Genomic DNA, 19,742 nt, shown 5'->3' on the forward strand with positions numbered 1-19,742 from the left:
GATAGCTGGTTCTCCCCGAAATGCATTTAGGTGCAGCGTCGCGTGTTTCTTGCCGGAGGTAGAGCACTGGATGGTCTAGGGGGCCCACAAGCTTACCGAAATCAGCCAAACTCCGAATGCCGGTAAGTGAGAGCGTGGCAGTGAGACTGCGGGGGATAAGCTTCGTAGTCGAGAGGGAAACAGCCCAGATCACCAGCTAAGGCCCCTAAGCGTGTGCTAAGTGGAAAAGGATGTGGGGTCGCACAGACAACCAGGAGGTTGGCTTAGAAGCAGCCATCCTTTAAAGAGTGCGTAATAGCTCACTGGTCAAGTGGTTCCGCGCCGACAATGTAGCGGGGCTCAAGCACACCGCCGAAGCTGTGGGATTCACATATTAACTTAGCTTCAATCCTTGAGGTTGTTGTTCAGGTGTGTGGATCGGTAGGGGAGCGTCGTGTGGCGGGTGAAGCGGCGGAGTGATCCAGCCGTGGACGCTACACGAGTGAGAATGCAGGCATGAGTAGCGAATGAAGGGTGAGAAACCCTTCCGCCGGATGACCAAGGGTTCCAGGGCCAGGCTAATCCGCCCTGGGTGAGTCGGGGCCTAAGGCGAGGCCGAGAGGCGTAGTCGATGGATAACGGGTTGATATTCCCGTACCCGCAAAGGAGCGCCCAAGACGAACCTTTCCATGCTAACCGCTTGATTTGCCGGCGGCCTTCGGGTCAATGGTGAGGAGACCGGGACCCTGGTTGGTAGTAGTTTAGCGATGGGGTGACGCAGGAAGGTAGCTGATCCCGGCCGGTGGTTGTGCCGGGGTAAGCGTGTAGGCCGTGCCATAGGCAAATCCGTGGTGCATTAAGGCTGAGACGTGATGCCGAGCCGATTCAGGTGAAGTCAGTGATCCTATGCTGCCGAGAAAAGCCTCTAGCGATGTTCCGAGCGGCCCGTACCCCAAACCGACACAGGTGGTCAGGTAGAGAATACCGAGGCGACGGGCGAACTGTGGTTAAGGAACTCGGCAAATTGCCCCCGTAACTTAGGGAGAAGGGGGGCCGGACGCGTGAAGCCCCTTGCGGGTGGAGCGTGGTATGGCCGCAGAGAGCAGGGGGAAGCGACTGTTTACTAAAAACACAGGTCCATGCCAAGTCGTAAGACGATGTATATGGACTGACGCCTGCCCGGTGCTGGAACGTTAAGGGGACCTGTTAGCCGGCAACGGCGAGGCGGAGAACTTAAGCGCCAGTAAACGGCGGTGGTAACTATAACCATCCTAAGGTAGCGAAATTCCTTGTCGGGTAAGTTCCGACCTGCACGAATGGCGTAACGACTTCCCCACTGTCTCAACCACAGGCCCGGCGAAATTGCAGTACGAGTAAAGATGCTCGTTACGCGCGGCAGGACGGAAAGACCCCGGGACCTTTACTATAGCTTGACATTGGTATCCGAATGTAATTGTGTAGGATAGGTGGGAGCCTGTGAAGTCCGGACGCCAGTTCGGGTGGAGGCAATCTTGAAATACCACTCTGTTGGATTTGGGTATCTAACTTGCGGCCCTGATCGGGTCGAGGGACAGTGTCTGGTGGGTAGTTTAACTGGGGCGGTTGCCTCCTAAAAGGTAACGGAGGCGCCCAAAGGTTCCCTCAGCCTGGTTGGCAATCAGGTGTTGAGTGTAAGTACACAAGGGAGCTTGACTGTGAGACTGACAGGTCGAGCAGGGACGAAAGTCGGGACTAGTGATCCGGCACTTGCGTGTGGAAGCGGTGTCGCTCAACGGATAAAAGGTACCCCGGGGATAACAGGCTGATCTTCCCCAAGAGTCCATATCGACGGGATGGTTTGGCACCTCGATGTCGGCTCGTCGCATCCTGGGGCTGTAGCAGGTCCCAAGGGTTGGGCTGTTCGCCCATTAAAGCGGTACGCGAGCTGGGTTTAGAACGTCGTGAGACAGTTCGGTCCCTATCCGCCGTGCGCGTTGGATACTTGAGAAGGGCTGTCCCTAGTACGAGAGGACCGGGACGGACGAACCTCTGGTGTGCCAGTTGTCCCGCCAGGGGCACGGCTGGTTGGCTACGTTCGGAAGGGATAACCGCTGAAAGCATCTAAGCGGGAAGCTCGCTTCGAGATGAGGTATCCCACCACCTTGAGTGGGTAAGGCTCCCAGCTAGACTACTGGGTTGATAGGCCGGAGATGTAAGCCTAGTAATAGGTTCAGTCGACCGGTACTAATAGGCCGAGGGCTTAACTACCCTAAACTTTGTGCTACGCGTCCACTGTGTGATTCACAGCAAACAACCACCCCAGATGTTTTGGGTTGGATGGTTGTGTCGCTGATAGCTGTTTCGGTGGTTATAGCGGAGGGGAAACGCCCGGTCTCATTCCGAACCCGGAAGCTAAGCCCTCCAGCGCCGATGGTACTGCACTCGGGAGGGTGTGGGAGAGTAGGACGCCGCCGGACTCAACGTAAGGAAAGGCCCACTCCGCGAGGGGTGGGCCTTTTCTTTTTGGGGTGCACACGACAAAAAGAAAGCCCACCCGGGTTCGGGTGGGCTTTTTCTGTTGGTCAGTTACGGGTCTGCGCCGCGGAGCGAATGGTCTTGAAAAGAGTCGCAGCATCGGACTCGGACCGGCCCGGGAACATTCCCAGCGCCAGGCTGCCGTGATCGGCCCAGCCGCAGACGGGCATGTCAGCACCGTCCGACTTTGTGGTTCCGCACTTCATCGTTCCGCCCAGAGGGCCGGCCGGCACGTCGTGCAGCCCGGTCACGGAGCCCTGGTCGTCGGAGACCAGACCGAAAGCAGTCTCGAGGTCGGCCTCCGGGGTCCAGATCAGTGTCGTACCGCCGAAGAACAGCACGTCTTTGTCGGAACCGTCGGTCAGCACTGCGCCGACTGCTTTGTCCAGCGCGACGTCAGCTGACAGAGCGGTCTGCAGATATTCGCCGGTGGTGCGGCCCTCTTCACTGGTGTCGATCGAGAGGCCGGCGACCGTGGCTGGAATGGTGAGCGTGGCGTCCTTCTGCGAGGCGATGCGCCAACCGGCGTACCCGATGACGGAAGCACCCGCCAGGCCGACCGCGAGCAGGGAGCCCAGGATGATGATCTTTGTTCGCGACTGCGGTCGCGGCTCGGGGGTCTCCTCCTCGGCCGGCTCGGTCAGGGCGAACGGTTCGGGGGCGATCTCTACCGGCGCTGCCTCGGTCTGCGGCAGGTTGCCAGGGCGTTCGGACATCGTGCGAGCCTAACAACAGTTATCCACAGCCCGGCCGGTGCGATAGCAACCCACCCGAGCGGGCTCCGTAGACTTGTCGGGTGAGCGAAGCAACCGACACCCGTACCCCCGACACCCGGCCCACCGGTGGCCTCTCCGCCCAATACCAGCCGGGCGAGGTAGAGCAGCGGCGGTACGAGAAGTGGGTATCGGAGGGCTACTTCGAGGCCGACGCCTCCAGTGACAAGCCGCCGTTCACCATCGTCATCCCGCCGCCGAACGTCACCGGCTCCCTGCACATGGGCCACGCCTTCGAGCACACCCTGATGGACTCCCTGAGCCGCCGCCGGCGCATGCAGGGATACGAGGCGTTGTGGCTGCCGGGCATGGACCACGCGGGCATCGCCACGCAGAACGTCGTCGAACGTCAGCTCGCCGCCCAGGGACTGTCCCGCCACGACCTCGGCCGGGAGAAGTTCATCGAGCGCGTCTGGCAGTGGAAGGCCGAGTCCGGCGGCGCCATCCTCGGGCAGATGAAGCGGCTCGGTGACTCCGTCGCCTGGAGCCGTGAGCGGTTCACCATGGACGAGGGCCTGTCCCGCGCCGTGCAGACGATCTTCAAGCGGCTGTACGAGGACGACCTGATCTACCGGGCCAACCGCATCATCAACTGGTGCCCGCGCTGCCTGACCGCCCTGAGCGACATCGAGGTGGAGCACTCCGACGACGACGGCGAGCTCGTGTCGATCCGCTACGGCGAGGGTGACAACGCGATCGTGGTCGCCACCACCCGCGCCGAGACGATGCTCGGTGACACCGCGGTGGCCGTGCACCCCGACGACGAGCGCTACAAGCACCTGATCGGCACCGAGGTCGAGCTGCCGCTGACCGGCCGCCGCATTCCGATCGTGGCTGACGAGCACGTCGACCCCAGCTTCGGTACGGGCGCAGTCAAGGTCACGCCGGCGCACGACCCGAACGACTTCGAGATCGGCCAGCGGCACAACCTGCCCAGCATCACCATGATGGACGAGCGTGCCGTGGTCACCGTGCCCGGGCCGTTCGAGGGGCTCGACCGCTACGAGGCGCGTCCCGCCGTGGTCGCCGCGCTGCGTGAGGACGGCCGCATCGTCGCCGAGAAGCGCCCGTACGTGCACTCGGTCGGGCACTGTGCGCGCTGCAAGACGACGGTCGAGCCGCGGCTGTCGCTGCAGTGGTTCGTCAACACGAAGCCGCTGGCGCAGGCCGCCGGTGACGCGGTGCGCGACGGCCGGGTGGCGATCGAGCCGGCCGAGCTGGCCAAGCGCTACTTCGCCTGGGTCGACAACATGCACGACTGGTGCATCTCCCGCCAGCTGTGGTGGGGCCATCGGATCCCGATCTGGTACGGGCCCGACGGCGAAGTTGTCTGCGTCGGCCCCGACGAGGAACCGCCGACCGGTGAAGGCTGGCACCAGGACGAGGATGTTCTCGACACCTGGTTCTCCTCCGGACTGTGGCCGTTCTCCACGCTGGGCTGGCCGGAGAAGACGGTCGACCTGGCCAAGTTCTACCCGACCAGCGTGCTGGTCACCGGGTACGACATCCTCTTCTTCTGGGTCGCCCGGATGATGATGTTCGGGCTGTACGCGATGGACGGCAAGCAGCCGTTCGACGTTGTCGCCCTGCACGGCATGGTGCGTGACCAGCACGGCAAGAAGATGTCGAAGTCGTTCGGCAACGTCGTCGACCCGCTGGACTGGATCGAACGGTTCGGCGCCGACGCCACCCGCTTCACCCTGGCCCGCGGGGCCAACCCGGGCTCCGACGTGCCGGTCAGTGAGGAGTGGTGCCAGGGCTCGCGCAACTTCTGCAACAAGCTCTGGAATGCCACCCGGTTCGCCATGATGAACGGCGCAACTGTCACCGGTGACCTGCCGCCGGCCTCCGAGCTCTCGACCATCGACAAGTGGATCCTGTCGCGGCTCCAGCACGTCACCGCCGAGGTCGACGAGCACTTCGAGAACTACGAGTTCGCCAAGGTGTGCGACGCGCTCTACCACTTCGCCTGGGACGACGTCTGCGACTGGTACGTCGAGCTCAGCAAGCCGGTGTTCGCGGCCGGTGACGCCGAGACCGCGAAGACCCAGCGGGTCCTCGGGCACGTGCTCGACCAGCTCCTGCGGCTGCTGCACCCGGTGATCCCGTTTGTCACCGAGGAGCTGTGGATCGCCCTCACCGGCGGCGAGACCGTCATGCGGGCGACCTGGCCCGTCGCGGATCAGGCGTGGATCGACGACGCGGCCGAGGAAGAGCTCGCCGCCCTGCAGAAGGTCGTCACCGAGGTCCGGCGGTTCCGCTCCGACCAGGGGCTCAAGCCGAGCCAGCGGGTCAGCGCGGCCCTCACCGGCCTGGGCAACGTCGGCATCGACACCCACGAGCCGCTGATCCGGTCGCTCGCCCGGCTCAACGCCCCCGGTGAGGACTTCACCGCCACCGCCACCCTCGCGGTGACCGGCGCCATCACGGTCGACCTCGACACCCGCGGCACCATCGACGTCGCCGCCGAACGGGCCCGGCTCGAGAAGGACCGCGCCGCGGCCGAGAAGGAAGCGGCGCAATGCCGTGCCAAGCTCGGCAACGAAGCATTTGTCGGTAAAGCCCCCGAACAGGTGGTCACGAAGATCAAGGATCGGCTGACCACCGCCGAGACGGACCTGGCGAGAATTGCTGCGGCCCTGAAAGCGTTGCCAACGTCATGAGCACTTACCAAGAGGTGATTGCCGCGCTCGACGGGCGCGGCTTCACCCGCATGGCCTTCGACATGCAGAAGATCCGTGACCTCATGGACGTGCTCGGCAGTCCGCAGCGGGCGTACCCGTCGATCCACCTGACCGGGACCAACGGCAAGACGTCGACGGCCCGGATGATCGACAGTCTGCTGCGCGCGCACGGCCTGCACACCGGCCGCTACACCAGCCCGCACCTCGAGACGGTGCGGGAACGCATCAGCCTCGACGGCGAGCCGATTTCCGAGGAACGGCTGGCCGCGGTCTACGACGAGATCGCACCCCTGGCCGACCTGATCGACAAGCGCTCGGCCGAGCCGCTGACCTACTTCGACATGACCACGGCAATGGCCTACGCGACGTTCGCCGACGCGCCGGTCGACATCGCCGTGGTCGAGGTCGGGCTCGGCGGCGAGGAGGACGCCACCAACGTCCTCGAGGCCGGCGTCTGCGTGATCACCCCGATCGGGCTCGACCACACCGAGTGGCTCGGCGACACGATCGAGGACATCGCCTGGGCCAAGGCCGGCATCATCCACCACGGCGCCACCGTGATCAGCGCGCTCCAGACCGAAGAGGCCATGCGGCCGCTGCTGGAGCGTTCCGCCTCGATGGGCGCGACCGTGGCTCGTGAGGGCAGCGAGTTCGGCGTGATCCGGCGCGACCAGGCTGTCGGCGGTCAGTACCTGACCCTGCAGGGCCTCGGCGGCGTGTACGACGAGGTGTTCCTGCCGCTCTTCGGCGCCCACCAGGCGCAGAACGCCGCCATGGCCCTGGCCGCGGTCGAGGCGTTCCTCGGTGCCGGACCGGAGAAGCAGCTCGACCCGGAGATCGTCCGGGAAGGCCTCAGCGGCGTCGACTCCCCGGGCCGGCTCGAACGCGTCCGCAGCGCGCCGACGATTTTGCTCGACGGCGCGCACAACCCGCACGGCATGGCAGCGACCGTGACCGCGCTCGAGGAAGAGTTCGCGTTCCGCCACCTGGTCGTGATCTTGGCGGTCATGGCGGACAAGGACGCGTCCGGGCTGCTCGAGCTGCTCGAGCCGGTCACGGCCCAGCTCGTGGTGACACAGAACAGCTCACCGCGTTCCATGCCGGTCGACGAACTGGCGCAGGAAGCCATCGAGATCTTCGGTGAGGACCGCGTGACCGTGACCCAGACGATGCCGGACGCCATCGAGGAAGCGGTCGTCCTCGCGGAGGAAAACACCGACGGCGAGCACAGCGGCGTCGCGGTGCTGGTCACCGGCTCGATCGTCACCGTCGCCGACGCAAGGAAGCTGCTGAAGAAGTGACCACTCCACCACCGGAGCCGAAGCCGTCGGGGCTGCGGAACCCCGCCGCCGCGGTGCGAGGTCTGGGTGCGGGCACGCTCGCCCTCGAAGCGATCGTGCTCCTCCTCGCGATCCAGCCGATCCGGATCTTCGCCGGGAACCTCAGCGGCTGGGGCGTCGGCGCGGTGGTGGCCCTGGCCGTGCTGGCGGCCGCCCTCGCCGGCAGCATGCGCCGCCCGTGGGCCTGGCACGCGGGCTCGGTGCTCCAGGTCCTCCTGCTCGCCTCGGGCCTGCTGCACTGGTCCCTGGCGGCGCTCGGCCTCATCTTCGGTACGGCTTGGCTCTACGCAACCTCGGTACGCCGCAAAATCCTGGGCTGAACCGCTCGAACGTCGAAGGCCCCGCACCGGTCACGGTGCGGGGCCTTCGACGACAGGTCAGCGGATGGCCCGCCACTGCGTGATGGCGATGTTGTGATCGTCCGGGTCGTGGAACGACGCCGCCCAGAGCTCCAGCTTGTCGCCACGGTTCACCGGCCGCGGACCATGGACGAACTTCACGCCCTTGCGCTTGAGCTCCTCGTAGACCGCTTCCACGTCACCGACCTCGAGATTCAGATAGATCTGCCGCCCGGCCCCCGAGGACAGATCCCGCACGGTACGCAGAACCAGCCGCATGTCCCCCGAAGCGAGCACGGCGCTGCCCGACCCCATGTCGATCTCGTAGAAGCCGAGCATCTCCCGGTAGAACGCCACCGAACGCTCCAAGTTGGTGACCAGGGCGGTGACCCCGACACCGTGGATCGCCCCGGCCGGGCCCGGTCGTGCACTCGGATAAGCGGTGATCAGATCGTCGGCCCGCTCGTCCGGCTCAAAACCACCCTCGAGATCGGACCACGGGCTCCGGCCGCTGCGGGTGGACCTGACCTGGTCCGCTGCCTCAGGGCTGCGGGCTGTGCCATAGGTCGTTCCCGGACCCTTCGCGCTCCCACGGGCCGGGCCGGCCGGTGGGTTGGAGGAACCGGCGGGATTCGCGGCAGCGGACGATTCTGACGAGCTGGGACGGTCCGCGGGACCGGAAGAAGTGGACGAGCCAGAGCGCCCGGCGCCGGCCTCGGGAACGGCACCGGACCCGGCGGCGGTCACCCGTTCTTCGCTGGTTCCGCGAGCGGCCGAACTGAACGCGGCCGAGCTGGACGCGGTCGGATCGGAGGCGGTCGGACCGGAGGCCGACCCGGTGCCGGTTGCGGCAGGTGACTGACGGCCAGGTCCCGAGCTGGGCCTGGGGCTGTCCTCGGACGCCGCTGAGCTGTTCGGGCCGGGGTTCGGTCGGGTCTCGCCGGATGTCGTGGCGCGAGAGGCCGCGACCGTGTTGCGACCGGGCCCGGCCTGCGGTGGCACGTCGCCGTCGGGTTTCGGTCGATTGCCAGGCTCGGTGGGCGCCGGGAAGGCGGCGACTGAAGCCGCCTGGGTCCCGGCTTCGGGGTGTGCCGCGGTGGTGGAGCCGGCCGCTGATCGGGAGTCGGTTTTGGTGGGTGCGGGGACGGCTCCGGCTGGAGTTGCTCGGGTGCCGGTTTCCGCCGGTGCCGGGGCGGCGGAGCCTGAGGCTGATCGAGCGGCGGTGTCGGCGGGTGCCGGTACGGCGGCGGGTGGAGTTGGGCGGGTGGCCGGGCCGGAGGGGACCGGGGTGGGGACCGGGCCGGAGGTGGGCTCGGGAGCCGTGGGTGGGGCCGACGTCGGTGTGGGTGTCGGGGCTGAGGCGGTCGGGGTCGGGGCCGGCCTGGCGTACGGGCTCGGGGTGGCGGCTGCGCGGTGCTCGGACTGCGGCGGGACCGGGTTGGGGGCTGCCGGTCGCCGGGTCTGGTCCGGGGAGGGGCGCGGGGATCGCTGGGCGGGTTCGGGGGACCTGCCGGGCTCTTCGCGCTTGCGGCCTCGGAAAGCGTTGCCAATTGCGGTTACACCTGCGGCTACCACTGCGCCTGCGGCTGCTGCCAGGCCGGCTGACGCGGCGGGGTGCTTCGGCCGGTCGTCGCCGGGGGGCTGCTCCGTGGTTGCCGGTCGGGGTGGGGCCTCGTCTGCCGCGGGGCGGGGGCGTGGGTGTGATCGCCTCTCGGGAGCGGGCGGGGCGGGCTGGTGAACTTCGGGCGGGGTGTCGTCGTCCGACGGGCGGGTGCCGGCAGCAGCGGCGGTCCGGGCCGGGGTGGGCTCGGGTCGGACAGCTTCGCCAGGGGCGGATTGCTGTTCGCGGACCTGCCACGGGGGCGGTTCCAGGTCGCCCAGCAGGTCGTCGTCGGCGGATCGGGATCTGGGAGCCTGCGTTTCGGCGTCGAGGAGGCGGCCCGCGCGGTCACCGGAGCTTTCGGGTGCGGACCCGGTGGAAGAGGCGCGGGGAGGGTCGGCGTCGACCGGCGGTGCCATCACGTCATCGGCCATGGCGGCTCGGGCCTGCGGCTGGAACTCCGGGGGTGGTTCCGGGTCGCCGTCCAGGGCCAGGTCGATCTGCGGATCGTCGGCCGCTGACCGGGTGCCGTCCTTCGACGTCGGCTCGGCGTGGGTCGCTGACGTGGACCGGGTGTCGGATGCCGTGGTCGACGCGGCATAGGTCTCGGCCGTGGGTCGAGAGTCGGTCTCCCCAATGCGTCCGGCGTATGCCGTCGAGGTGGCCCCAGCATCGAACGTCGAGGTCGGTCCAGCGTCGGACGTCGAGGTGGGCGCTGCGTAGGTCGCCGAGGTCGGTCCAGCACCGGACCCTGACGTGCGTTCAGCGCTGGATGCCGAGGTGGGCGCAGCGTCGGACGCCGAGGTCGGCCCAGCGTCGGACGCCGAGGTGGACGCTGCGTAGGCCGTCGAGGTGGCCCCAGCCTCAGACGTCGAGGTTGGCGCAGCATCGAACGTCGAGGTGGGCGCTGTGTAGGACGTCGAGGTGGGTCCAGCGTCGGACGTCGAGGTCGGTCCGACGTCGGATGCCGGCGAACGGGGGGCGGGGTTGTTCGGGGTGAAGCGGAAGCCGGGGGCTTGCTGTGGGGGTGGGGCCTGCTCTGCCAGTGGGGGGTCGAGCGTGTCGCTGCCTGCGTCAGCCGCTTGCGGAGTGGGTGGTGCTGCTTCTGTCGGCGTCTCGGGCGTACCGGAGGGGTGGGGTCTGGGTCGGGGTCTGGGGGTTGTTGCTGTTGCGGTGCGGGCGCGCTGGGGGAGGGGGGTGCTGTATTCGTAGTCGGGTTCGACGAGCTGGCCTTCGAGGATGGGGCCGCCGGGGGAGTCGCGGACGATGACCTCTTCGGGCTCCGTCTGGCGCGGGGGTGGCGGAGGCGGGGGGATGGTGTCGTCGAGGTCGCCCAGGCGGGGGGCCGGCGGGGGCGGGGGTGGTGGTTCGTCGGGGCCGCGGCCCCACTGGCGGTCGCGGGTGGCCCACGGGGGTGGTTCGGGTTCGCCGCCCAGGAGGTCGTCGTCGGGGAGGTCTTCCTCGTAGAACGTCGGCGGGACGTTCTGGGTGGTCGCGCCGTAGGTTTCGGCCTCGTCCCAGATGATGCGGACGCGGCGCATGTCGTCGACGTCGACCGTGACCGGGAGGGTGTCACCCACGCGGGGCCACTTCGCGACGGGGACGCGGGGGTCGCGGACGGTCACCTCGGAGGTCGGGAGGCCCGGGGCGACGATCACGATCTGGAGCTCGGCGCGGCCGTAGATGGCGGTTGCCGGGGGGTCCGAGATGGCTCTGACCTCGGCCGAGCCGGAGACCCAGGCGCGGGCGCCGCGGCGGACGACGTTGACCATGCCGATGCCGATGGCCAGGGCGAGCATGGCCACGCCCAGGGCGACGATCGCCCAGCTGGACATGCCGAGGCCGAACAGCATCACGAACACCGCGATGGTGCCCACGACCGCCGCCACGAGTTTTCGGGCAGGCGCGATCGGCCGGCCGTTCTGGTTCGCCACTGTGGACCTCCCGGGTTACCCGTCAGGTTACGTAGCGCCACGGCCCGTGGAAAGTGCGCTACCGGGCGGTTGCCGCTCGCGCCGCAGGCGGTACCGATAGTCTGACGTCCCGGTGTGACAACACCGGCGTGTCGACTTGCTCATGCCCGACCAGGAGGAGTTTCCGGTGTCCACCGCCACCCCCACCGAGCGCACGCTCATGCTCGTCAAGCCCGATGCGCTGCGCCGCGGACTCCTCGGGGAGATCCTCGGACGGTTCGAGCGCAAGGGCCTCACGATCGACGCGCTGGTCGTGCGCACCATGGATGCGGAGCTCGCCGACCAGCACTACGCCGAGCACGTCGACAAGGCGTTCTACCCGCCGCTCAAGGACTTCATGACCAGCGGGCCGCTCGCCGCCGTGGTCCTCTCCGGCGACGAGGTCATCGCCGTCGTCCGCGCCCTCGTCGGCGCCACCGACGGGCGCAAGGCCGCCGCGGGCACGATCCGCGGCGACCTCTCCCTGTCGAACCGGGAAAACCTGGTCCACGCCTCCGACTCGGCCGACAGTGCCAAGCGGGAGCTCGCCCTCTGGTTCCCGGAGCTCTAGACCTCCAGGGGCGGCTCGTTGCGGGTCGCGATCGACAGCCGGTTCCAGACGTTGATCGTGGCGATGGCCATGAGCAGGTTCCCCAGCTCCTCCTCCGTGAACGCCTTGGCGGCCGGCTCCCAGACCTCGTCCGGGACGCCGTGCTCGCCGAGGCGCGTCACGGCATCGGTCAGCGCCAGCGCGGCACGCTCCTTCTCACTGAAGAACGGCGCGTCGTGCCAGGCCGCGACCGCAAAGAGCCGGCGGCTCGACTCACCCTGCGCCAGCGCCTCGCGGCTGTGCATGTCGGTGCAGAACGAGCACCCGTTCACGATCGAGGCACGGAGTTTGACCAGCTCGTAGAGCGTGGGGTCGACGTTCTCGCGGCAGTACTTCTCCATGCCGTAGACCGCGCGGTAGGCGCCGGGTGCGACCCGGTCGATGGTCAAGCGGGGCATTTCTCCTCCTAGGGTGGTTGCCCATAGGACGACGCCGCGCTCCGGGACGTGACAGAACCCGGATCAAGACCATGTCGTGCCTGGTTGCAGGGTGCTGACCGTCGCTCACGCCGAGACCGGGCACGGACGGCCAATCGCCTGGCGGCTCATGAGCGGCCCTCCGCACCCTGCCGGCTGATTGCAGCTCACCCGTGGTGCGGGGCCGGCAACGTTGTGCTCCAGAGGGACTTGCCTTCGCGGTCGCGGAGGTCCACGTGGAAGGCGCCGGTGCGGCCGTCGATGCGGACCTCGCCGAAGTGCTGGTAGCCGTCGGCCGGGGACGTGTTGGCGACCGGTGGCGCGTGCACGAAGGCGGTGTTCGGGCCGAAGGTCGCGTCGAGGGCGTTCGGGCCGAAGGCGCCGGCGTGGGCCGGGCCCGACACGAACTCCCAGAACGGTGTGAAGTCCTGCACGGCGGCGCGGGCCGGGTCGTAGTGGTGTGCCGCCGTGTAGTGCACGTCGGCCGTCAGGAAGACGATGCCGGTCACGCCGGCCCGGTGCGCCGACTGCAGGACCTGTGCGAACTCCAGCTCGCGGCCCTTGGGTGCACCCGGGTCACCCTGGGCGACACCTTCCTGCGCGGTCGGGCCGTCCGGGACGACGATGCCCAGCGGCAGGTCGTTGGCGATGACCTTCCAGGTGGCCTTCGAGTTCTTCAGGCCGCGGATCAGCCACTCGCGCTGCTCGGTGCCGAGGAGGCCACGGTTCGGGTCGGCGTACGTGTTGCCGTCGTTGACGTCCTTGAACGTGCGCATGTCCAGCACGAACACGTCCAGCAGCGGGCCGTACGAGATCTTGCGGTGGACCGGTCCGGACTGCGACGGGATCGGCACCCACTCGTGGTACGCCCGGTGCGCCCGCGCGGCCAGCACGTCGACGCGCTTCTCGGTGTAACGCGCGTCGTCGAGGATCTCGCCCGGGTACCAGTTGTTGGTCACCTCGTGGTCGTCCCACTGGTTGATCTGCGGCACCTCGGCGGCGAACGCCCGGTACGCGTCGTCGAGCAGGTTGTACGCGTACTGGCCGCGGTACTCGGTGAGCGTCTCGGCGACCTTGGACTTCTCCTCCGTCACCAGGTTGCGGTAGATCCGGCCGTCCGGCAGCGTCACCGACGGCACGAGCGGCCCGTCGGCGTACACGGTGTCGCCGCTGTGCAGCAGGAAGTCGGGGCGGCGGGCGCGCATGGACTCGAAAAGCTTGAGGCCGCCGTACGCGGGGTCGATGCCCCAGCCCTGCCCGACGACGTCGCCGGTCCACACGAACGAGATGTCCTGCCGCCGGTCGGGGGCGGTGCTGAGCGACCCGGTGAGCGGCTCGCCCGCGTGGTGGTCGAGGCCCTCCACGTGGACGCGGTAGTAGATCTTCTCGCCGGCGGGGAGGCCGCGCAGCCGTACCTTGCCCGTGAAGTCGGTGCCGGGGGTCAGGATCGGGCCGCGCACCCGGCGGGCGCCACGCAGGTCGGGGCGGCGGCTCGCCTCGACCCACATCCGGCCGGGCCGGTCCGCCCGTGCCCAGACAACGGCGGAGTGCGCGGTCGCATCCCCGGACTGAACCCCGTGGGTGAGAACCGGGCGGTGGCGCGCCCGGCCGCCCAGAGCGGGCGCGACGGGAGCGGGACCGGCCAGAGCAGAGCCGGCCGGCAGTGCGCCGAGCACGCCACCGGCCAGGCCGGCCCGCAGCAGGCTGCGTCGATCGATGAAGGTCATGTCCGGAGGCTTTCGGCGCGACATGAAGCGGGCACGTCACCGAGGTGGACACACCCTGTGGGTTTTCCGAACTGAGGTCTTGGCTCACGCAGCCTTTTCTCGGCGGGAGCGACGGTCGGTGCCACCCACCCGGGCACGACATGAGCTTGATCTTGGAAGGCCGGCGGAGGAAGGAAACCGCCGCCGGTATTGTTGACCGGTCAGGCGTTGATCCGGCCATCACCGGGGAGCTTCCGGAAGAACAGACATATGTCTCAGTAGAACCGGACGGTCGCGGCCCGTAACAGCCGCTGAACGAGCGGGCGACGGACCACCACCGTCGCCAAGCGAGGTGGTACCGCGGGCTCCGGCTCGTCCTCGCAGTCCACGACGAGTGAGCTGCACGAGGAGAGCGACCACCCATGGCCTATCCCAAGCACACCGAGGCCACCGGCGTCCCGGCGAGTCCTGATCTGCCGGCCGTCGAGCGGGCCGTGCTGGAGCACTGGACCGCCGACAAGACGTTCGAGGCCAGTGTCGATCAGCGACCGGCGGGGCAGGACGGCAGCAACGAGTACGTCTTCTACGACGGGCCGCCGTTCGCCAACGGGCTGCCGCATTACGGGCACCTCTTCACCGGGTACGTGAAGGACCTGGTGCCGCGCTATCAGACGATGCGGGGCAAGCACGTCGAGCGGCGGTTCGGGTGGGACACGCACGGGTTGCCCGCCGAGGTCGAGGCGGAGAAGCAGCTCGGGATCACCACCAAGGCGCAGATCCTCGAGCTGGGTGTCGACAAGTTCAACGAGGCCTGCCGGACGTCCGTGCTGGCCTACACCAAGGACTGGGAGCGGTACGTCACGCGTCAGGCCCGGTGGGTCGACTTCGGCAACGACTACAAGACCCTCGACCCGGACTACATGGAGTCCGTGCTGTGGGCGTTCAAGACCCTGCACGAGAAGGGCCTGGTCTACGAGGGTTTCCGGGTGCTCGCGTACTGCTTCCGGTGCGAGACGCCGCTGTCCAACACCGAGACGCGGATGGACGACGTCTACCGGGACCGGACCGACCCGGCGCTGACCGTGACGTTCCAGCTCGAGACCGGCGAGAAGATCGCGGTGTGGACGACCACGCCGTGGACGCTGCCGTCGAACCTCGCGCTCGCCGTCGGGCCGGACATCGAGTACGCGATCCTCGAGAAGGACGGCGAGAAGTTGATCGTCGGGGCGTCGCGGGTGGCCGCCTACGCCAAGGACCTCGACGGGTACGAGCAGGTCGGGACGGTGCTGGGCCGGGAGCTGGCCGGGCGCCGGTACACCCCGATGTTCGACTTCCTGGTCGAGCAGGCCGGCCCGAACGCGTTCCAGGTGCTCGCCGCCGACTACGTCAGTGACGAGGACGGTACGGGTGTCGTGCACCAGGCGCCCGCGTTCGGTGAGGACGACCAGAACGTCTGCAACGCGGCCGGCATCCCGACGATCGTGACCGTGGACGAGCACACGCGTTTCACGGCGCTGGTGCCCGCGTACCAGGGGCTGCAGGTCTTCGACGCGAACAAGCCGATCATCGCGGAGCTCAAGGGCCGCGGTGTGGTGCTGCGGCACGAGGGTTACACGCACTCGTACCCGCACTGCTGGCGGTGCGACACCCCGCTTGTCTACAAGGCGGTGTCGTCGTGGTTCGTGGCCGTCACGCAGTTCCGGGACCGGATGGTCGAGCTGAACCAGGAGATCACCTGGACGCCCGCGCACATCAAGGACGGGTCGTTCGGCAAGTGGCTGGCCAACGCCCGCGACTGGTCGATCTCGCGGAACCGTTTCTGGGGTTCGCCGATCCCGGTGTGGAAGTCCGACGACCCGACCTACCCGCGTGTCGACGTGTACGGCTCCCTCGCGGAGCTCGAGCGTGACTTCGGCGTGGCCGTGACCGACCTGCACCGCCCCTACGTGGACGACCTGACCCGCCCCAACCCGGACGACCCGACCGGGCAGTCGACCATGCGCCGGGTGCCCGAGGTGCTCGACTGCTGGTTCGAGTCCGGGTCGATGCCGTTCGCGCAGGTGCACTACCCGTTCGAGAACAAGGACTGGTTCGAGCACCACTACCCGGGTGACTTCATCGTCGAGTACATCGGGCAGACCCGCGGCTGGTTCTACACGATGCACGTGCTGGCCACGGCGCTGTTCGACCGGCCCGCGTTCCGCAACTGCCTGAGCCACGGCATCCTCCAGGGCGCCGACGGCCGCAAGATGTCCAAGAGCCTGCGCAACTACCCGGACGTCTACGAGGTGTTCGACCAGTACGGCTCGGACGCGATGCGCTGGATGCTCATGTCCTCACCGGTCCTGCGCGGCGGTGACATGCCGGTCACCGAGACGGCGATCCGCGACTCGGTGCGCCAGGTGCTGCTGCCGCTGTGGAACGTCTGGTACTTCTTCAGCCTCTACGCCAACGCCGCCGGTCACGACGCGAAGCTGCGTACCGACTCGACGCACCTGCTCGACCGGTACATCCTCGCCAAGACCAGCGAGCTTGTCGCGGACACCACCCGGCAGCTCGACGAGTACGACATCTCGGGTGCTGCCGGATCGGTGCGGGCCTACCTCGACGCGCTGACCAACTGGTACGTGCGCCGCTCCCGGGACCGCTTCTGGGCCGGCGACGCGGACGCGTTCGACACCCTGGCGACCGTGCTCGAGACGCTCTGCCGGGTGGTGGCGCCGCTCGCGCCGCTGACCGCCGAGGAGATCTGGCGGGGCCTGACCGGTGAGCGGTCGGTGCACCTCACGGACTGGCCGGAGGTGACCGCGTTCCCCGCGGACCCCGAGCTGGTCGCGTCCATGGACGCCATCCGCGAGGTCGCGTCGGCGGCGCTCTCCCTGCGCAAGGCCAAGGCTCTCCGGGTACGCCTGCCGCTGGCCAAGCTGACCGTGGCCAGTCCCGCCGCCGAGGCGCTGCGCCCGTTCGCCGATCTGCTGGCCGACGAGGTCAACGTGAAGGCGGTCGAGTTGAGTGCGGATCTCACGGCGTACTCGCAGCAGGTCCTGACCGTGGTCCCGCGGGCTCTCGGCCCGCGGCTGGGCAAGCAGGTCCAGGTGGTCATCAAGGCCGTCAAGGCCGGTGACTGGGAGCTGGTCGACGGCCTGCCCGTCGCGGCCGGCGTGACCCTGCAGGAGGGTGAGTACGAGCTGAAGCTCGTCGCCGCCGACGCGGAGAACTCCGCGCCGCTGCCGGCGGGCCGCGGTGTGGTCCTGCTCGACACCGAGGTCACGCCCGAACTGGCCGCCGAGGGCCTGGCCCGCGACGTGATCCGGGTGGTGCAGCAGGCCCGCCGCGACGCCGATCTCGACGTCTCGGACCGGATCTCGCTGCTGGTCGCGGCCGCGCCGGGCGTTTCCGCCGCGGTCGAGACGCACCGGGACTTCGTCGCGGCGGAGACCCTGGCGACGTCGCTGAGCCTCGACGCGGCGGCGACCGGCTTCAGCGGTGAGGTCGGCGACGGCGAGACGGTCACCGTGGCGGTCACCCGCGCGGTGTGAATCTTGCCTCTCGGCTCGGCATTTGCCACGTCACGCGGCAAATGCCGAGCCGACCGGCGGGAGTTTTCCGGGGGGTTTCCGATAACCTCACATCGCCCCCCACATTTTCTGGAAGTCCCCCGCCGGAGGAACACGTTGCCGCTGCTCTACTCGATCGGCAAAATCACTGTCGGTAATGCGATGAACCTCGGCTGGCGGCCGCACGTCGAAGGTCTGGAGCACATCCCTGCCTCCGGCGGCGCGATCTTCGCCGGCAACCACCTCTCCGTCGCCGACGAGCTGTTCCTCGGCTCCGTCGTGCCGCGGCACATCGCCTTCTGGGCCAAGGCCGAGTATTTCCGCGGCGGCGGTTTCGGCGGCACGATCACCAAGTTCGTGCTCGAGGGCCTCGGCGCGATCAAGGTCGAGCGTGGTGGTGGCCGCGCGGCGCTGGCCGCGTTCGACGGTGCGATCCCGGTGCTCAAGGCCGGTGACATGGTTGCGGTCTACCCCGAGGGCACCCGCTCGCCGGACGGCCGGCTCTACCGTGGCCGCACCGGTGTGGCCCGGCTCGCCGTCGCCGCCGGCGTCCCGATCATCCCCGTCGGCATGCTCGGCACCGAGAAGGTCCAGCCCATCGGCCAGCGCTTCCCGCGCCTCGGCCAGGGCAAGGTCACGATCAAGTTCGGCGCCCCGATCCCGACCGAGGGCCGCAGCGAGGACCGGACCGCGCTGCGCGAGCTCACCGACGAGGTCATGGCCGAGATCCAGAAACTCACCGGCCAGGAGTACGTGCCCCGCTACGCACCGCCGCGCGGCACCACGCCTCCCGCGGAGGCTTAGGGAGCGCGCGAGCCGCGGGCCGTCTCCTGCTCCACCAGGGCGTCGAGGTCCGTCAGCCGATGCAGTCCCTGCATCGGCTGACGCATCCGATGGTTGGCGCGCAGGTGCTCCTCGTTGCGCTCCAGAAAAGCCCAGTACCCCGCCGTGTACGGGCAAGCGTCGTCACCCACACGCACCTTCGGGTCGTACCGGCAGCCGCCGCAGTAATCGCTCATCCGGTTGATGTAGGCGCCGCCCGACGCGTACGGCTTGGTGCTCATCCGGCCGGCGTCGGCGTACTGGCTCATGCCCACGACGTTGGCCGTCATGACCCACTCGTAACCGTCGACGAACGCCCGGTGGAACCAGTCCGACATCGCCCCGGGCCGCCAGCCGCGCTGCATCGCGTAGTTGCCGAGCACCATCAGCCGCGGGATGTGATGCACCCAGCCCCGGTCACGGACCCCGGCCAGCACGTCGGACAGGCAGCGCGCCTCCACCGCGTCGGCGTCCAGCTCGGCAAACCATTTGGGTACGGGCCTGGTCGCGTGCAGCTCGTTGGAGCGGCGGTACCCGGGCTCGAAATACCAGTACAGGTGCCACACGAAGTCCCGCCAGCCGATCAGCTGCCGGATGAAGCCCTCGGCCCCGGGCAGCTCGACGTCGCCGGCCCGGTACGCCGCCTCGGTCAGCTCCACCGCCTCGAGCGGATCGAGCAGGCCCAGGTTGAACGCGGCGCTGAGCAGGCTGTGCGCGAGGAACGGGTCACCGGCCAGCATCGCGTCCTCGTACGGGCCGAAGAGCGGGAGCCGGTGCTCGACGAAGTGCCGCAGCCGGGCCAGCGCCTCGTCACGGGTCGCGGGGAAGAGCCGGGGGCCGTCGTGGCCGAGGAACTTGATACCGTCGTCGCGTTCCCAGCGGTCCAGGTCCTCGCGGACGGCCGCGTCGATGTCGTCCTCGTGGATCTCCGGCGGATCGGGGACGTCGAGCCGGGTCACCCCGCGCGGCGGGGGCAGGCGGTTCTCGGCGTCGAGGTTCCAGCGGCCACCGGCCGGTTCGGCGCCGTCCATGAGCACACCGTGCCGTTGCCGGGCGTCGCGGTAGAAGTCCTCCATCCGCAGCCCGCGCCGGCCGTTCGCCCAGGTGGTGAAGTCCTGCGGCGCGGTCACGAACCCCCGCGGCGGCAGCAGCTCGACCCCCAGCCGCTGGACCAGCTCGCGGGCGCCCCGGGACGTCGGGTGGCAGACGCTGAGATCGTCGGCCTGCGCGCGGACGACCTCGCCGTAGGTGTCCGCGCGGACAAAAACCGCCTGATCGCCCAGTTCGGCGGCCCGGTGCCGGAGCGCCGACAGGACCAGATGCGCCTTCTGCCGGTGGAAGACCCGGCGCCGGAACACCGCCTTCGACTCGATCAGCAGGACCGGCTGGGCCGGATCGTCGAGGAAGTGCGGGCCGAGCTGGTCCGCGAAGAGCCACCGCCGGGTCATGCC

The 19,742-nt window shown here is 68.5% G+C and carries 11 protein-coding genes and 2 rRNA genes (1 of these 13 running past the window's edge); 8 read left to right on the top strand and 5 right to left on the bottom strand.

What is annotated here, in order from left to right; all coding sequences use genetic code 11:
* Together AFR_RS07670 and rrf are read left to right on the top strand one after the other, a co-directional pair.
* Positions 1–2,226, top strand: a 23S ribosomal RNA gene (locus tag AFR_RS07670); it begins 885 nt to the left of the window's first position.
* Positions 2,227–2,318: 92 nt separating this feature from the next.
* Positions 2,319–2,435: ribosomal RNA gene (rrf, locus tag AFR_RS07675) — 5S ribosomal RNA — on the top strand.
* A 105-nt stretch (positions 2,436–2,540) separates the two neighbouring features.
* On the opposite strand, the gene AFR_RS07680 is transcribed toward rrf, so the two are convergent.
* Complete coding sequence (locus AFR_RS07680; RefSeq protein ID WP_023359335.1) at positions 2,541–3,209, bottom strand: hypothetical protein; 669 nt, start codon at positions 3,207–3,209, stop codon at positions 2,541–2,543.
* 80 nt (positions 3,210–3,289) lie between these two features.
* Between AFR_RS07680 and AFR_RS07685 the strand changes: the two genes are divergently transcribed.
* From AFR_RS07685 to AFR_RS07695, 3 genes are read left to right on the top strand one after another with little or no spacing between them, the layout of a single operon-like run.
* The gene (locus AFR_RS07685; protein ID WP_023359336.1) at positions 3,290–5,929 is read left to right on the top strand and encodes a valine--tRNA ligase; all 2,640 of its coding nucleotides are present in this window, start codon (positions 3,290–3,292) and stop codon (positions 5,927–5,929) included.
* Complete coding sequence (locus AFR_RS07690) at positions 5,926–7,251, top strand: bifunctional folylpolyglutamate synthase/dihydrofolate synthase (RefSeq protein ID WP_041840684.1); 1,326 nt, start codon at positions 5,926–5,928, stop codon at positions 7,249–7,251. The genes AFR_RS07685 and AFR_RS07690 overlap by 4 nt, the downstream gene beginning before the upstream one ends.
* Positions 7,248–7,610: a DUF4233 domain-containing protein gene (locus tag AFR_RS07695; RefSeq protein ID WP_023359338.1), complete on the top strand. Its 363-nt coding sequence runs from the start codon at positions 7,248–7,250 to the stop codon at positions 7,608–7,610. The genes AFR_RS07690 and AFR_RS07695 overlap by 4 nt, the downstream gene beginning before the upstream one ends.
* 57 nt (positions 7,611–7,667) lie before the next feature.
* Here the strand turns inward: AFR_RS07695 and AFR_RS45910 are convergent, their stop codons facing one another.
* Positions 7,668–11,162: a VOC family protein gene (locus tag AFR_RS45910; protein ID WP_148307897.1), complete on the bottom strand. Its 3,495-nt coding sequence runs from the start codon at positions 11,160–11,162 to the stop codon at positions 7,668–7,670.
* Between the two features lie 166 nt (positions 11,163–11,328).
* On the opposite strand from AFR_RS45910, the gene ndk reads away from it, so the two are divergent.
* Entirely contained in the window at positions 11,329–11,751 is a 423-nt protein-coding gene (ndk, locus tag AFR_RS07715) for a nucleoside-diphosphate kinase (RefSeq protein ID WP_023359342.1), read from the top strand.
* Here the strand turns inward: ndk and AFR_RS07720 are convergent.
* Together AFR_RS07720 and AFR_RS07725 are read right to left on the bottom strand one after the other, a co-directional pair.
* Positions 11,748–12,188, bottom strand: a complete 441-nt coding sequence (locus AFR_RS07720) for a carboxymuconolactone decarboxylase family protein (RefSeq protein WP_023359343.1) — start codon at positions 12,186–12,188, stop codon at positions 11,748–11,750. The genes ndk and AFR_RS07720 overlap by 4 nt on opposite strands.
* A gap of 185 nt (positions 12,189–12,373) precedes the next feature.
* Positions 12,374–13,933, bottom strand: a complete 1,560-nt coding sequence (locus tag AFR_RS07725; protein ID WP_023359344.1) for an alkaline phosphatase D family protein — start codon at positions 13,931–13,933, stop codon at positions 12,374–12,376.
* Between the two features lie 401 nt (positions 13,934–14,334).
* On the opposite strand from AFR_RS07725, the gene ileS reads away from it, so the two are divergent.
* A complete protein-coding gene (gene ileS / locus AFR_RS07730) occupies positions 14,335–17,451 on the top strand; it encodes an isoleucine--tRNA ligase (RefSeq protein ID WP_023359345.1) in 3,117 nt (1,038 codons plus the stop codon).
* Between the two features lie 135 nt (positions 17,452–17,586).
* Entirely contained in the window at positions 17,587–18,273 is a 687-nt protein-coding gene (locus AFR_RS07735) for a lysophospholipid acyltransferase family protein (protein ID WP_023359346.1), read from the top strand.
* Here the strand turns inward: AFR_RS07735 and AFR_RS07740 are convergent.
* Positions 18,270–19,739 carry a cryptochrome/photolyase family protein gene (locus tag AFR_RS07740; protein WP_023359347.1) on the bottom strand — a complete coding sequence of 490 codons (1,470 nt, stop codon included), beginning with the start codon at positions 19,737–19,739 and terminating at the stop codon, positions 18,270–18,272. The two genes, AFR_RS07735 and AFR_RS07740, sit on opposite strands and share 4 nt — an antisense overlap.
* Between the last annotated feature and the right edge of the window lie 3 nt (positions 19,740–19,742).

The sequence above is a fragment of the Amorphoplanes friuliensis DSM 7358 genome (assembly GCF_000494755.1).
GTDB classification, from domain to species: domain Bacteria; phylum Actinomycetota; class Actinomycetes; order Mycobacteriales; family Micromonosporaceae; genus Actinoplanes; species Actinoplanes friuliensis.